Source organism: Microbacterium hominis NBRC 15708 (genome assembly GCF_001592125.1).
Taxonomy (GTDB): Bacteria; Actinomycetota; Actinomycetes; order Actinomycetales; family Microbacteriaceae; genus Microbacterium; species Microbacterium hominis.
In genome coordinates this window covers 1-16282 of record NZ_BCWI01000004.1, presented here as the reverse complement: position 1 = coordinate 16282, position 16282 = coordinate 1, and the positions used below count along the sequence as shown (strand labels likewise).

At 72.1% G+C, this 16282-nt stretch carries 10 protein-coding genes; 7 read left to right on the top strand and 3 right to left on the bottom strand.

Features of this window, described 5'->3' with window-relative positions:
- The first annotated feature begins 364 nt into the window (after positions 1-364).
- From MHO01S_RS05080 to MHO01S_RS05050, 7 genes are read left to right on the top strand one after another with little or no spacing between them, the layout of a single operon-like run.
- Complete coding sequence (locus tag MHO01S_RS05080) at positions 365-1891, top strand: sugar transferase (RefSeq protein WP_060960527.1); 1527 nt, start codon at positions 365-367, stop codon at positions 1889-1891.
- The gene (locus MHO01S_RS05075) at positions 1891-3042 is read left to right on the top strand and encodes a DUF1972 domain-containing protein (protein WP_060960526.1); all 1152 of its coding nucleotides are present in this window, start codon (positions 1891-1893) and stop codon (positions 3040-3042) included. The genes MHO01S_RS05080 and MHO01S_RS05075 overlap by 1 nt, the downstream gene beginning before the upstream one ends.
- Positions 3039-4163, top strand: coding sequence for a Gfo/Idh/MocA family protein (locus MHO01S_RS05070; RefSeq protein WP_060960525.1), 1125 nt, complete (start codon positions 3039-3041; stop codon positions 4161-4163). Before MHO01S_RS05075 ends, MHO01S_RS05070 begins: the two co-directional genes overlap by 4 nt.
- Entirely contained in the window at positions 4160-5059 is a 900-nt protein-coding gene (locus MHO01S_RS05065) for a hypothetical protein (RefSeq protein ID WP_219879390.1), read from the top strand. The genes MHO01S_RS05070 and MHO01S_RS05065 overlap by 4 nt, the downstream gene beginning before the upstream one ends.
- A 1-nt stretch (position 5060) precedes the next feature.
- On the top strand, positions 5061-6302 hold the full coding sequence (locus tag MHO01S_RS05060; protein ID WP_061781943.1) for a glycosyltransferase: 1242 nt from the start codon (positions 5061-5063) through the stop codon (positions 6300-6302).
- On the top strand, positions 6299-6973 hold the full coding sequence (locus MHO01S_RS05055; RefSeq protein WP_061781942.1) for a hypothetical protein: 675 nt from the start codon (positions 6299-6301) through the stop codon (positions 6971-6973). The genes MHO01S_RS05060 and MHO01S_RS05055 overlap by 4 nt, the downstream gene beginning before the upstream one ends.
- 52 nt (positions 6974-7025) lie before the next feature.
- A complete protein-coding gene (locus MHO01S_RS05050; protein WP_061781941.1) occupies positions 7026-11738 on the top strand; it encodes a LamG domain-containing protein in 4713 nt (1570 codons plus the stop codon).
- Positions 11739-11840: 102 nt separating this feature from the next.
- On the opposite strand, the gene MHO01S_RS16440 is transcribed toward MHO01S_RS05050, so the two are convergent.
- The 3 genes from MHO01S_RS16440 to MHO01S_RS05035 all read right to left on the bottom strand — a co-directional run.
- A complete protein-coding gene (locus MHO01S_RS16440) occupies positions 11841-14444 on the bottom strand; it encodes a right-handed parallel beta-helix repeat-containing protein (RefSeq protein WP_061781940.1) in 2604 nt (867 codons plus the stop codon).
- 131 nt (positions 14445-14575) lie between these two features.
- Positions 14576-15289 (bottom strand): CDP-alcohol phosphatidyltransferase family protein, encoded by a 714-nt coding sequence (locus MHO01S_RS05040; protein ID WP_060961114.1) that lies wholly within the window; start codon positions 15287-15289, stop codon positions 14576-14578.
- Positions 15286-16282: PKD domain-containing protein (locus MHO01S_RS05035; RefSeq protein WP_157553736.1), on the bottom strand; the 997-nt coding region annotated here is incomplete at its 5' end. The genes MHO01S_RS05040 and MHO01S_RS05035, both read right to left, overlap by 4 nt.

Genomic DNA, 16282 nt, shown 5'->3' with positions numbered 1-16282 from the left:
CTCGGCGCTGCGCGCCTCGCTCGACGACCGGGGGCGGAGGGGCGCGGTAGGGCGCTTCGACTCGGCGCGGAGCGCCTCGCTCGACGACCGGGAGGTGGGCGGGAGGGCGCGGGCGGCGAGCGCGTCTGAACACCGGGGGAACGGGATCTGTCCACAGTCCGACGATTGACGGTGGCGCTCCGCACGATCGGCGGGGTAGAGTCGCTCCCGACGCACGCGTGACAGCCGGGGGGCTGGTCCGCAGGAGACGGGGGTCTTCGCGTCGTCTTACTGGGGATGGGGCGGATCACGATTCGCCCGTCGGTTTGCTGGGGGGCAAAATGCCGACTTTGCTGTTGCGTTCCGTCGTGGCGGTGGTCACGCGATGACCGCGATCCACGACGCCGCGAGCATCGCGCGAACGGGCTTCGCCGCACCGTTCACGACGATCACCTCGCGGGCATCGGCGACCGCCGGCCCGTCACGGGCGCTGGAGCGGCGTCACTCGTGGGAACGCCGCTACCGGTGGATCCTGCGCACGAGCGACGCCGCCGCGGTCGTGATCACCTGCGCGATCGCGACGGTCGTGTCGACAGGGGTCGCCGGCGGTCCGCTCGCCGCCGGCGACCCCGGCCTCGTCGGTCAGATCGCCCTCGTGACCGCGGCCGTGTGGCTGCTGATGCTGTCGCTGTTCGCCACGCGCGATGTGAAGCTGATCGGCTCGGGCGCCGTCGAGTACACCCGGCTGGTGCACGCGACCGGGTTCGCGTTCGGGCTGCTGGCGATGCTCGACGTCGCCCTCGACGTCGACGGCATCCGCTCTCAACTGTTCGTCGCGCTCCCGCTGGGCGTCAGCGTCCTGCTCGTGGAGCGCTGGCTGTGGCGCCGCTGGCTGATCCGCCGCCGCGCGACCGGGGCCTACACCTCGCGCGCCATGGTGGTCGGCGACCGCGCCGACGTCGAGTACGTCATCCGCACGATCGCCGACCCCGGGCTGGGCTATCAGGTCGTCGGGGCCTCGCTGCGCGGCGACGAGCTCGACAGTCTCCGCGTCGACGACGCCACCTACCCGGTCCTGCGCACGCACACCGTCGCGGAGGCGGCCGCCGCCCTCGACGCCGACACGATCATCGTCGCCAGCGGCGGTGATCGCGATCCCGACGACATCAAGCACCTCGCCTGGCAGTTGGAGAACACGGCGGCCGAGCTCGTCATCTCGAGCCGCCTGTCCGACGTCGCCGGACCCCGCATGTCGCTGCGCCCGATCGAGGGCCTGCCGCTCATCCACGTCGAGATCGCCTCGTTCGCCGGTCGCGCCTATCTCGCCAAGCGCGCGCTCGACATCGTCGTGTCCGCCACGGCCCTTCTGCTCTTCGCACCGGTCGCGGCGGTCATCGCCCTCGCGATCCGGCTCGACTCGCCCGGTCCGCTGCTCTTTCCCCAGGCACGGGTCGGACGGGACGGTCACGAGTTCCGGATGATCAAATTCCGCTCGATGACCGTGGATGCCGAGGAGCGGCGCGCCGCGCTGCTCGCGGCGAACGAGGGCGCGGGCCCGCTGTTCAAGATGCACGACGACCCTCGTGTCACCCGCGTGGGCCGGATCCTGCGGAAGTACTCGCTCGACGAGGTTCCCCAGTTCTGGAACGTGCTGGTCGGCGACATGAGCGTCGTGGGTCCGCGCCCTCCCCTCCCGAGCGAAGTCGCGACGTACGACGACGACGTCCTCCGCCGGCTCTACATCAAGCCGGGTATCACCGGCCCCTGGCAGGTGGGCGGACGCAGCGACCTGAGCTGGGAGGAGAGCGTGCGCCTCGACCTGCGCTACGTCGAGAACTGGACCGTCATGACCGACCTGGTGCTCATGTGGCGGACGGTGCGCGTCATGCTCCGCCCGGACGGGGCCTACTGATGACGCGCCGCACCGTCCGCATCCTCGGCACCCACGGGGTTCCGGCCGCCTACGGCGGGTTCGAGACCGCCGCCGAGCACGTGGGGCTGTACCTGCGCGACCACGGGTGGGACGTCGTCGTCTACTGCCAGGTCGACGGCGAGGGCGAGATCGCCTCCGACCGCTGGAACGGCATCGAACGCGTCCTCATCCCCGAGCCGCGCGACGGCTGGAAGGGCACCTCGCACTTCGACCTCGTGTCCATCCGCCACGCGACGCAGCACCACCGCGACGGCGACGTCTGGCTGACGTTCGGCTACAACACGGGCGTCCTCGACGTCATGCCGCGCCTTCGCGGCATCCCGAACGTGATCAACATGGACGGCATGGAGTGGACCCGCCGCCGGTGGGGCCTCGCGAAGCAGGGCATCCTGCTGGCCAACGAACGCCTCGCGGGTCTCGTGGGCGACGTCCTGATCGGCGACCACCCCGTCATCTCGGCCTATCTCGGACGCCACTTCGGCCGCCGTCGGGTGGAGACCATCACCTACGGCGCCCCTTCGGTGACGTCGGCACCGGTCGCGCCGGTGCGCGACCTGCACCTCGAGCCCGACGCCTACGGCATCGTGGTCTGCCGTCCCATCCCCGAGAACTCCGTCCTCGAGATCGTCACCGCGTGGTCGGCGCGACGCCGCGGGATGCCGCTGGTCGTGGTGGGCCCGTACACCGACACCGATCCGTATCACGTCGCCGTCCGCGCGGCGGCATCCGACGAGGTGCGCTTCCCCGGGGCGATCTTCGACAGCGGGCGCCTGCAGGCGCTGCGCTTCCACAGCGCGCTCTACCTGCACGGGCACACCGTCGGGGGCACGAACCCGTCCCTGGTCGAGGCGATGGGCGCCGGCAACGCCGTCGTGGCCCACGACAACAGGTACAACACGTGGGTCGCCGGCCCCGGGAACGCCTATTTCCGAGGCGCGGACGATCTCGGCGACCTGCTCGACGACCTGCTCGCCGACCCGCGACGCCGACGTCGCATGGGCGAGGCGAGCCGCGCGCGCCACCGCGAGGAGTTCACCTGGGACCACATCGGTGCCCAGTACGAGCAGTCGCTGCTCACGGCGCTCGCGCGCCACGGCCATGTCACTCGACGAACGGAGGTGCTGGTGTGATCGATGTCGCTGTCGTGGGCCTCGGCAAAATGGGGCTGTCTCACCTGTCCATGATCAAGGCGCACCCGGAGGTGAACCTCGTCGGCGTGTGCGACGCGACGGGGTACCTCCTCGACGTCCTCGCCAAGTACACGGGGGTGGCGACCTTCAAGGATCTCGGCAAGATGCTCGACACGGCGCAGCCCGACGCGATCATCGTGGCCACTCCCACCCACCTGCACGCGGGGATGATCCGCGAGGCGATCCGCCGCGGCATCCATGTGTTCTGCGAGAAGCCGCTCGTGATCGACCCCGACGAGGGCGCGGAGCTGACCGCGCTCGCCGAGGCGCGCGGGATCGTGACCCAGGTCGGGTACCACAACCGCTTCGTCGGGGCGTTCCGCGAGGTGCAGCGACTGCTGGAGCTCGGTGCGATCGGCACGGTGGAGACCGCGCTCGCGGAGGCGTACGGGCCGGTGGTGCTCAAACCCTCGGGTCACACGTGGCGCAGTCAACGGGCCACGGGCGGAGGATGCCTGTACGACTACGCCGCCCACCCGCTGAACCTGCTGACCTGGTATCTCGGCGAGCCGGAGTCCGTCAGCGGAAGCCAGCTCACCAGCATCTTCTCCGCCCAGATCGACGACGCCGTCGCCGCGACCCTCCACTACCCGCAGGGGACGGCGCAGATCATCGCGAACTGGTCCGACGAGTCGCAGCGCAAGATGACGACGAAGGTGACCCTCTGGGGCGAGCACGGGCGCATCTACGCCGACCGGCAGGAGATCCAGGTCTACCTGCGCGACACGGCCGAGATCCCCGAGGGCTATCGCGCCGGCTGGAACGTCCGCTACACGACCGACCTCACCGCCGCGCCCTGGTTCTACCTGCGCGGCGAGGAGTACAGCGCACAGCTCGACGCCTTCGTGTGGCGCGTGCGTGCGCACGCCGTGCACGGTCAGAACGACTTCGGCTCGGCCGCCGCCACCGATCGCGTCATCGCCATGATCAGCGAAGACGCGACCCGCGTCGACGCGAGGCTGACGACCCCCGGACACGTCGCCACCATCACACCCCTGCCCGCTCGACGCGGCAACCCGTTCGGAACGGCGCTGCGTGCGCTGCGAGGAGGAGCACGATGACTCTGATCACACCGTCGTCCACCCGGACCATGGATCGCCTGCTGTTCGGCGACAACCAGTTCTTCGGGGTGAACCACATGTCGGAGGAGAAGGCGCGCGCCCAGCAGATGCGCTTCCAGGACACCGACGCGATCATGTCGGTGCTGGATGCCGCGTACGACGAGGGCGTCCACACGTTCATGTGCACCACCCACGACCGCATCGGGGAGATCGCCGAGCGCGTGCGGACCCACCCCGACCGCTACGAGGGCATGAGCTTCTTCCCGTGCATGCCGTACGCGCACAAGTACGCGAACGCGATCACCGACGACGGCTTCCTCGGGGCCGTGCGGCGGTTCCTGCCGGAGGAGGGTCTGCTCGACAGCATCGCCCGCGGCGCGTCGTCGTTCGCCCGCAAGGACATCGAGGGCGTCGCGACGCTGCTCATCGACGCCGAGCTGAAGATGTTCGCGGGACTGTCCACCCCGGTGATCTGGCTGCAGAACGTGATCGTCGACCTGTTGTCGGGGCTGGGCTTCACGGACGCGTTCCGGATCTTCGCCGACCACGTCCGCACGCGCTACGGCGCCGAGCCAGGCTTCATCACGATGAACCTGCCGCGGGTGCTCGACGACCTCGACCGCGCCGGGGTGGAGAACCCGATCGTCTGCTCCAACATCAACAAGCTCGGCTTCCGCATGTCGGGCGGGGTGGAGAGCTATCTCGACGCGATGGAGCGACGGCCGTTCCGCGCCGTGGCGATGTCGGTCTTCGCGAGCGGGGCGATCTCTCCGCGCGAAGCCATCGAGTGGGTGACCGCGCTGCCCAACCTCGAGGCGATCGTGTTCGGCGCCTCCAGCCGCGCGAACATCGCGTCGACGGTGAGCCTCGTCGACGAGTACTGGCCCGAGCACTGACATGTCCGCCGCCGATCGCGCTCGCACCGTCCTCGTCGCCAACCCGTCCGCCGATCTGTACGGGTCGGACCGGATGATGCTCGAAGGGGTCCGCGGCCTCGTCGAGCTCGGGTGGCGCGTGGTCGTGACGAGCTCGGACGACGGCCCGCTCATCCCGCTCCTGCGCGCCGCCGGGGCCGACGTCCGCTTCCTCGATGCGCCCGTCATCCGCAAGAGCGCCCTGCGTCCGCGCGGTCTCGTGCGACTGCTTCGCGACGTCGTGGCGCACGGGCCGAGGATGCGGCGCCTCATCGCCGACGTCGGCGCCGATGTGGTGCTGGTGAACACCGTGACCATCCCGTTCTGGATCCTCGCCGCCCGCCGCGCGGGCGTGCCGAGCGTCGTCCACGTGCACGAAGCCGAGTCGACGCTTCCCGCAGCCGCGCGGGCGATCCTCACCCGCCCCCTGCGGTGGGCGTCGGGCGTGATCTTCAACTCTCAAACCAGTCGGCGCGTCGCCGGCTCGGCGTGGCTGGAGCGCCGCGATCGCGCGCGCGTCGTCCCCAACGGCGTCGCCGGACCGTCGGCACCGACCCCCGCCCGGATCCGCCTCGACGCACCGCTGCGCATCGTCTACGTCGGACGGCTCTCGCCGCGCAAGGGCGTCGACCTCGTCGTCGACGCGGTGGCGCGGCTGCAGGGGCTCGGGCTGGCGGCCGAGCTGGAGATCGTCGGCGATGTCTTCCCGGGCTACGAGTGGTACGAGCAGAGCCTGCGCGACCGCGTCGCCGAGCTCGCCATCGGCGAGCGGGTGCGATTCGCCGGCTTCCAGCGCTCGGTGTGGGACCGCCTCTCCGCCGCCGATGTCGCCGTCGTCCCCTCGCGCGGCGCGGAGTCGTTCGGCAACGTGCTCATCGAGGCCGCGCTGTGTGCCCGCCCCGTCGTGGCGGCCGACCACACCGGCCTGCGGGAGGCGTCCGCGGACCTCGCCTCGGCGCTCCTGGTGGCCACGGACGACGTCGACGCCCTCGCGGCGGGACTGCGGCGCGTGCACGACGAATGGGATGCGCTGCGGGAGGGCGCCTGGGGGGATGCCGAGCGCGTCCGGCTGCGCCACTCCCCCGATCGGTACCACCGCGCGCTGTCCGCGGCGCTTCTCGAACGCCTCCGCGAGGAGACGGGATCGGCCGCTGCGCCGGCGCCCGCGCCCTCCCCGCAGGCAGGATCACGAAGCCCGCGACTCACGGAGGAGCTGACACCATGACCACCGAGAGATCTGCGTCCGGGGCGCTGTCCCGCGGCATCGGCGCGACGCTGCTGGCGCTGATCGTCGCCGCCGGGGCGACGGGCTGCGCGGCCTCGTCCCGCGGCGATGCGGCATCCCCGCCCGCGGCGACGCCGGCCGCGGCGACGCCCACGACGACGCCCGGAACGGCCGCGACCGCATCGCCCGCCCCCGAGCCGCCGACGGCAGCCGCGGATGCGCCCGTCCCGAAAGCCGGCCGCGACGGCGCCCCCGCCGCTCCCGCGATCAGCGCGGCGGTCGCCTCGCCGGCCGAACAGGTGACCTACGGCGACGGCGTCGTGCTGAGGATCTCGTCCGTGACGTACGGGTCCGAGACCGCACAGGGACCGGGCGCCGCGACGGGCCGCGAGTTCGCGCGCATCTCGCTCGAGCTGACCAACGGGTCGGACGGCGAGATCGACGTGTCGTCCACCGTGGTCACGGTGCTCGACCCCTCCGGAGCCCGTCTCGTTCCCGTGTACACGACGGAGTCCGGCGCACGCGACTTCGCCGGCACGGTCGGGCCCGCAGCGATCACGACCGCCGTGTACGCCGTCGCGGCACCGGCCGATCACTCCACGCCGCTCACGATCGTCGTCGACTTCGACGCCGTCCACACCTCCGCGGTCTTCCGCGGGGCTCTCAGCTGATGTCCGTCCGTCTCGCCCGCCACCGCGTCCCGCACTCCGTCCGAGGAACATCATGATCCGCACCACTTCGCGCCGACCGCGGCTGGTCCGCCTTCTCGCCCCCGTCATCGCCCTGGCGACGATCGTCGCGGGCGCCGTCGTCGTCACCGCCGTGCCCGCCTACGCGGACGCGGCGCCTGCGGCGCCCGAGACCGCGACCGTCGACCTCCTGCCCACCTGGCAGATCAACGGCGTCGTCTGGAGTCAGGCCGTCGCCGGCAACACCGTGTACGTCACCGGCAGCTTCACCAAGGCCCGGCCCCCCGGGGTGGCCGCGGGAGGGGCGGGAGAGATCGATGCGAACAACGTGTTCGCGTTCGACATCACGACGGGCAACCCTGCCCCGAACTTCTCGCACTCCTTCGACGCGCAGGGGCTGGTCGTCCGGGCCGCGCCCGACGGCAAGACGGTCTACTTCGGCGGCGACTTCACGACCGTCGACGGGCAGGCACGGGCGCACGTGGCCGCCTTCGACGTCGCGACGGGAGCGCTCACCGGCTGGGCGCCCCGCACGGACGGGCAGGTGCGCGGCTTCGCCGTGATCGGCGACACGGTGTACGCCGGCGGCAACTTCCGTTCCAGCAATGGTCAGCCGCGCACCGAGCTCGCCGCCTGGAACGCGACGACGGCGGCGCTCACGCCGTGGGCGCCCACCGCCGCCGGCAACGGGTTCGTCTGGGACATGCTGACGAGCCCCGACAACTCCCGCATCATCGTCGCCGGATCGTTCACCCTCCTCAACGGCGCCGCCGCGTACGGCATGGGAGCCCTGGATGCCGCGACGGGCGCGGCCCTGCCGTGGGCGGCGGTCGACCGCATCCGCACCGCGGGGCTGAACGGTGCGATCTCCAGCCTCAGCACCGACGGCACGCAGGTCTACGGCACGGGCTACGCCTTCGGTGCCGGCGCCTCGTTCGAGGGCACCTTCGCCGCCGATCCCTACACGGGCGCCCTGAACTGGGTGAACGACTGCCTCGGCGACACCTACTCGAGCTTCCCGCAGGGGGGCGTGCTGTACGCCGTCGGTCACCGACACGACTGCAGCGTCGTCGGCGGGTTCCCCGACACCAACCCCCGGTCGCGGTGGATGAAGGCGACCGCCGAACCGACCTCACCGACCGGTGTCATCACGCGCAAGGACGCCTACGGATGGGACTTCACGGGTCTGCCGTACGCCGGCCTGCTGAACTGGTTCCCCGACCTGGAGTTCGGCTCCTACACCTCCGCCCGCCAAGCGGCCTGGAGCGTGACGGGCAACAGCGACTACGTGGTGCTCGCCGGCGAGTTCCCGAAGGTGGGCAGCACGGCCCAGCAGGGACTCGCCCGGTTCGGCAAGCGCACGGTGTCGCCGCACCTGAGCGGGCCCATCTACACCTCCGCGATGACACCGGCGCCGTACTCGAACGAGCGCGGCACGGTGCGCGTGCCCTTCGCGAGCGCCTGGGACCGCGACGGCGCCCCCATCACCTACGACGTCTTCCGCAGCCCGGCCACGAAGATCGCGACCTTCACCCGCACGGACAGCCGGTTCTGGTCGTTGCCGAGCCTCAGCATCACCGACACCGGACAGACGCCCGGCGCCCAGGTGCGCTACCAGGTGCGCGCGAAGGATGCCGACGGCAACGTGCAATGGAGCGCCTGGTCGCCCTGGACCACCGTCTCCGATGCGGCGACATCCGCCTATCGTTCGGCCGTGCGCAGCAGCGGCGCCTCGCACTACTGGCGTCTGGGCGAGGGCTCCGGCACGCGCCTGTACGACGACATCGGCGACATGCCCGGAACCACGACGAGCCTCACCCTCGGCACGCCGGGCGCACTCGCAGGCGACACCGACACCGCCGTGACGTCGACCGGCGGCAGCACGCCCCGGATGACGACGCAGGACGTCGTCCCCAGCGATGCCGCGGTCACCGTCGAAGCCTGGGTGAACACGACCAGCACCCGGGGTGGACGCATCGTCGGCTTCGGCGACTCCGCCACGGGCACGTCGTCGTCCGGCGGCACCGACCGCGTGCTGTACCTCGATGCCTCCGGGCGTGCGAACTTCGCGATCAACGACGGCAGCTACCGCACGATCTTCAGCCGCGCCGGGGTGAACGACGGCCAGTGGCACCACCTCGTGGGCACGGTCGACGGCTCCGGCATGCAGCTGTACGTCGACGGCATCCGCGCGGGCAGGTCGCAGGCCGCGACCTCACCGAAGAGCTACGCGGGCTACTGGCGCATCGGCGCCGACCAGACCGGCGGCTTCACCAACCGTCCGAACGACGCCGGCCTCGCCGGCAGCATCGACGACGTGGCCGTCTACCCGAAGGCCCTGCCGCAGAGCGACGTCCAGGCGCACTACCTCGCCAGCGGACGTTCCGCGAGCTGGAGCGCCGTCGCGACCGACGCCTACGGGGCGACGGTGTCGACCGACCGTCCCGACCTGTACTGGCGGCTCGACGAGCCCGCCGGCAGCACCACCCTGACGGATGCCGCCGCGGGAGGACCCACGGGCGCACTGACCGGAACGGTCACCCGCTCGGTGGCCGGCATCACGGGTTCCGGCACGGCCACCACGTTCAACGGGACCAACGCGGTCGGCATCGCCCAGGAGGCGTGGGACTCGCCGCTGGCCTACAGCGCAGAGCTGTGGTTCAAGACGACGAGCACGAAGGGCGGCAAGCTGATCGGGTTCGGCAACACGTCCTCCGGTCTGAGCAGCAGCTACGACCGTCACGTCGTGATGCAGTCGAACGGACGGGTCAACTTCGGCACGTACAACGGGACGCAGACCACGATCACCAGCACCAGCGCCTACAACGACGGCCAGTGGCACCACCTCGTCGCCTCGCAGGGCGCCAGCGGGATGAAGCTGTGGATCGATACGCAGCTCGTCGCGAGCTCACCCGTGGCCACCGGCCAGGCCTACCGCGGATTCTGGCGGATCGGCGGGGACAAGACGTGGGGGAACACCTCCAGCAACTACATCGCCGCGACCCTCGACGAGGTCGCCGTCTACCCCGGCGTCCTCAGTGAGGACCGCGTGCGCGCGCACTACGCCGCCGCCGGTCGGGTGCCGAGCGAGCGCGCGCCGGTCGCCGCCTTCACGCTGTCGTCGACATATCTCGGCATCGGCGTGGATGCCTCCGCCACGACGGATGCCGACGGCAACCTCGCCACCTACGCGTGGAACTTCGGCGACGGGACGTCGGCGGCCGGCCCGACGGCGACCCACACCTATGCCGCGGCCGGGACATACACGGTGACGCTGACGGCGACCGACGCGACCCTGCTGACCGGAGCACTGTCGAAAACGGTGACCGTCGCGCCGAATCAGGCGCCCACGGCATCCTTCACGCCGACGATGGACCACCTCGCCCTGACGGCCGACGCGAGCGCCTCCCGCGACACGGACGGCAGCGTCTCCTCCTACGCGTGGGACTTCGGCGACGGGTCCACCGCCACCGGGGCGACGGCGGCGCACACGTACGCCGCGCCCGGGGACTACACGGTGCGCCTCACCGTCACCGACAACGACGGGCTCACCGGGACGACGACCCGCACGGTCACCGCCAGCGCCCGCCCGAACCAGGCGCCGGTCGCCGCGTTCACCTCGACGACCGACTTCCTCGCGCTCACGGTGGACGCCACGGGCTCGTCCGATGCCGACGGCACGGTCGCCTCGTACGCCTGGGACTTCGGCGACGGGACGACCGGCCCGGGAGCGACCGCGACGCACACGTACGGCTCGGCCGGCACCTTCACGGTCGCGCTGACCGTGACCGACGACGCCGGCGCGACGGCCACGACCTCCCGCGCCGTCACGGTCGTGGCAAACCGCGCGCCGACCGCCGCGTTCACCACCACGGTCGCCGATCTGCGGGTGACCGCGGACGGCAGCGGCTCGGCCGACCCCGACGGGACGGTCGCCTCGTACGGCTGGGACTTCGGCGACGGGACCACCGGCTCGGGAGCGACCGCGACGCACGACTATGCGAGTGCCGGCACGTACACCGTCACCCTCACGGTCGCGGACGACCGCGGCGTCACCGCGACGCAGAGCGCAGCGGTGACCGTCACCGCTGCGCTCGTGTGGGCGCGCGACGACTTCGAACGCACCGCGACCGGCGGGTGGGGTGCGGCCGATGTCGGCGGGACGTGGGCGATCACGCCGGGGACCACGACCGCGACCTCGAAGTTCTCCGTCGCCGGCGGGGTCGGCAAGGTCACTCTGTCGCCCGGCAACTCCTACACCGCCGCGCTGACCTCGGCGGCACCGTCGACGGACACCGAGGAGCGGTTCACCGTGTCGTTCAACCAGCCCGCGACCGGAGGCGGCTCCTACTTCTCGGCCATCGGACGCCAGGTCGACGCCGCGAACGACTACCGCGCCAAGGTGCGCGTGGCCTCCACCGGCGCCGTCGCGGTGTGGCTGACCCGCACGGTCGGCGGAACGGAGACGGTGCTCACCAGCCTCACGATCCCGAACACGACGGTGACGGCGGGCGACGCGCTCAGCATCCGCTTCCAGGTGACCGGTGTCAACGCCACGACCCTGAAGGCCAAGGTCTGGCGCACCGCGTCGCCGGAGCCCGCCGCCTGGACGCTCACGTCCACCGACGCGACGGCCGTGCTGCAGGCGCCCGGCGTCGTCGGGATCAACAGCTACCTGTCCGCGAGCGCGACGGCGGCGCCGGTGGTCTACTCCTACGACAGTCTGTGGGCCGGCCCGGCGAAGTAGCAGCATCCGGGCGCGCACCCCGCCGCCCCGCACCCCGCCGCCCGTCGTCGCGGCGGCGGGGTGCCGCGGCCGCGTGCCGGGGGCGCCGGGCGCGGCCGCCGATCACGGCATCCGCGCCCCGACACCGTTCGGGGCGCCCGTCCACAGCGCCGCCGCACGCGCGGGTCGCGCCTGCGCGAGGCCGTTCACCGGCACGTCGCCGAGCAGGGCGCCGTTCGCCGCGGTCACGGGACGGCCGTCGATGGCGAGCGAATGGAGATCCTGTCCGGTGGCGACGCGGTAGGCGTCCAGCGAGGTGAACACGAACGGATTCACGTTCGCCGCACCGCGGGACCACACGACGAGCCACGCGGGCTGCGGGGCGCCGGCCGGTGAGGCCGTGTTCCGCTGGAACACGTTGCCGTCCGAGCGGATGTTCAGGTCGCTTGCGGCGTACCGGTGCGAGTAGTCCTCGACGCACAGCGTGCACGTGCCGGAGCTGCCGGCGATCACGTTGTTGCCGATCGAGATGTCACGGATCAGCCAGGGCATCGTGGGGTCCGGGAAGGGGCGTCGCGGGTCGTGGCCCGGCACCGCCGGGTCGGCGGCGTCACGCGGATCCTGCACGATGTTGACGGTGCGGTTGCCGCCGACGATCGTGTTGTTCCAGATCAGGACGTCCCCGGTGTTGTTGATCTTCAGCCCGTTGCCGCCGTTTCCGACCACGAGGTCATCCACGACGTCCACCTTCTGGGTGAGCTCGATGAACGCGCCGTGGCCGAGGTTGCCGATGAGGTCGCTGGAGGCCGCCGTCAGGTCGTAGACCGACTGATCGGTCCAGATCCCCGGACCGTCGTTGCGCAGGAACGCGGAGTCGGTGATGTCGACACCGCGCGACTTCGCGATCTTGATCCCGCCCGACACGGGGGCCTGGTTGAAGTGCTCGGCGTTGTTCTCGACGGCGAGCACGTCATCGACGCGCAGGCGGTCGGCGAGGTTCGCTCCGATCCCCATGAGGCCGTTTCGCGCCACCGTCACGCCGTGCAGGGTGGCATCGCTCGCCCCCACGAACACACCCGTGGTCGCGTTGTCGTACACGACGACGTTGTCGAGAACAGCCCGCGGCGCCTCGATCGTGACCGTGCCCATCATCCAGACCGAGGTGGCGTAGCGCCGGATGCCGATGTCGCGCACGATCGTGCCCTCGCCTCGCACCGACAGCGCCTTGGCCAGCACCGACGCGCGCACCTGATGCCCGTCCGGGGTGGATCCGATGTAGAGACGGCGCGCGGCGGCATCCACGTAGAACGTGCCCGGCGCGAGCGCCGCACGGCTGCCGACCTGCGCGAGGGCGGCACCGTCGATCCAGACCTGGTCGGGATGCGCGGCGAGCGGATGCGCGGAGTTGAGCCATTGCCAGCCGCTCGCGGTGCCGTCGGCGGCGCCGCGGGTGAAGGTCGGGCTCGAGTCGAAGTCGGAGGTCCAGCCGTCCACGTACCAGGCGCCGTCGGCGTTCTTCCACCCCGTGACGAGGCGGGATCCATCGAGCCACACCTGCTCTCCCGGCGCGGACTGGATCGTCACGCCCTTTCCGGCCGGGACCGTGACGCTCTCGTTGTAGGTGCCGCCGCGCACGACGATCACGGCACCGGCCGCCGCACGGTCGACGGCGCCCTGCACGGTCGAGAGGGGCGCCGCGGCCGTGCCCGAACCGCCCGCGCGAGCGCGTGAGTCGACGAAGATCGCGCCGGCGGGCGCGGGCGGCGCGACGGTGCCGAGGGGGGCGGCCCCGCGGACGCGGCGCGTGCCGGAGACGTCCCAGGCCGGTGCGCCATCCGTCGTCGCGGGGACGGAGGCGGGCGGCGCGCTCGTCGGCGTCGGGGCGGGAGTCGGCGTCGGCGTGGCGGTCTGGGTCGGCGTCGGCGTGGCGGTCGGGGTCGGCGCCGCGGTGGGGGTCGCGGGAGCGCCGGGCGTCGCGGCGGCTGCGGTCGTCGTCACGCGGTAGTCGTCGAAGACGATCGCCTGCGCGGGGGAGCTGCTGGAGAGGTAGGCTCCGACGCCCACGCCACCCGCGCCCACCTGGCGCGACGAGCTCGCGTCGATCGCCGACACCCGCGCGACGACGCCGGCGACGCTCACGCTGGCGTCGATCGCGACCCGCGCAGTTCCGCGCACGCTGGTCTGCACGGTGAGCGGTGAGCCCGCGCTGACGCGAGGGACCTGCGTCGTGCGGGCGAGCACCGTCTGCGTGCGGCCGTTCACCCGCAGCACCTCCAGCAGCGCCGCACCCTTCGCATCCACGACGACCTGCACGTGATACCGCCCGGCGGCGGTCGTGCGCGACTGCAGATTGAGATAGACGCCGCGGCCGAAGGCGGGCAGCTGCGGCACGGTGAAGACGACCGACTGCGACACGTCCTCCGCCGACACGGCGGCCGGCGATGCGGTCACCGACGTCCCCGGTACGCGCAGCGTGGCCTGGGCGGTCCCGCCCGAGACGGCGAACGCCCGCGCGTCGGAGAGCCGGTACGCGCCGCCGACCGGAGCGTCGCCCAGCCCTGCCGAGACCCGACGATCCATCGTGTCGGACACGACGAGCGCCGGGCCGGATGCCGCGGCGGGCTGCGACGCGGATGCCGCCGCGGGGACGGCCCCGAAGAGTATCGCGCTCGCGGCGACGATCGCCGTCAGCGCGCGGAAGGAGACGGCTGTCGCCGAAGAACGCATGAGGAGTCTCTTTCTCCCCAAGAGTCCGCCCGCGGCAGAAAACACCGGCGGGTCACACCGACCCTAACAACCCGCGGTGGACGGACCACGCACTATGAGACTCTTCTCACGCCGCCCCGCCGGTCGCGGGCTCACCCGAGCTGTCCCATGCGTCGGAACCACACCGGCAGCGCGGCCACCAGATAGAGCACGGCGGCGATCGCGAGCAGCGAGTACACGACGGCGAAGACCGGCGGCATCCCCCACAGCACGAACGAGAGGCACCACACGCCGTAGTCGACGGGGAGTCCGAGAACGGATCGCAGCGGCGACGAGCCGCCCGCCTCCGCCGCTTGCGGCACGCCCGAGCGTGCGCGCAGCAGGTCGTTCAGGATCATGGCGAAGAAGGTCACCGTCGCCACGATCGCGAACCCGAGCGGGACCAGCGTCCACGCGAGCGGCAGGCCGAAGAAGCGGAACGCGCCGATCGCCACCGCGACGTGGAGCGAGACGAGCTTCGCGGCATCCACGACGTGGTCGAGCCATTCCCCGGCGAGCGATCCTCCGCCCCGGAGGCGCGCGACCTGCCCGTCGGCGCTGTCCCACGCATACCCCGCGGCCAGCAGCAGCCAGACGCCGATGCCGAGGGCCGTCGACGGCGGGACCAGCGCCAGCAGCGCCACGCCCGTGAAGGTGAGGACCGCGCTGACCGCCGTCACCTGGTTCGGCGACAGCCCCCACGTGTACGCGCCGGCGGCGATCACCCGCCCGACGGGGCGGTTGACGTACAGCGAGTAGGCGGGCGCGCCCCGCCCCCGCCCCTTCTGCGCGGAGCCGAGCAGGGCGTAGGCGTGGGCGATCGTCACGGGGTCACGGCTTTCGCCTGGAAGTCGTCGAACCGCACCGCAGACGGGAGGGCCGTGAAGCCCGTGCCCGCGTACGTCGTGAAGCCGGGGAAGCCGGCCGTCTGCAGCGCGGCCGTCGTGTCGGTCGTGCTCAGCTGCCACGCCGCCGGCTCGGCCGTCCCGGCCGGCCAGATCTTGCTGCGCAGCGCCGTGGTTCCGGTGCCGTCGACCTGCACCCGGACGCTGTAGACCGTGCCGGCGCTCACGGTGAAGCCCGGGAGATCCAGCGACGCCAGCACGGTGCCGCCGCGCGCGAGCTGCGCCTGCACGGCGCCGCCGGGCGCGATCACCCACCGGGCCCGGTAGTCGTCGGAACCCACGACCCGGCCGAGCGCCGAGACGTACATCCGGGCGCCCGTCGGGACGGCGGAGAGCGAGAAGCCGAACGTCAGATCCGTGCTCGTCGAGGTGGCCGCGTTGAGCGTGGCGGAACGGGTCTGCCCGGCGGCCTGCGTCGTCAGCTTCGCCGCGCCGGCGTCGATCGCGACGTTGGCCGTCCCGGAGGTCTGTGTCCAGGTCCCCCCGGTGGTCGCCGCCCCGAGGACCGTCCCCGACGTGCGTTCGAAGGCATCCACCGCGAACGGGGCCGCGGCGGGCGCGGTCACGGTCACCGGGTTGGTCGTGGTGCCGGTGGCGCCCTTGTCGTCGGTGACCGTCAGCTTCACCGTGTACGTCCCGGCCGCCGCGTAGGCGTGCGACGCGGTCGCCCCCGTGCCGGTCGCCCCGTCACCGAAGTCCCACGCGAACGCCGTCACCGCGCCATCCGGATCGGACGAGCCCGAACCGTCCACCGCCACCGACAGCCCCGACGGCGTCGAGGTGAACGCCGCCGTCGGCGCCTGGTTCACCGGTCCGACGGGCGCGGTCACGGTCACCGGGTTGGTCGTGGTGCCGGTGGCGCCCTTGTCGTCGGTGACCGTCAGCTTCACCGTGTACGTCCCGGCCGCCGCGTAG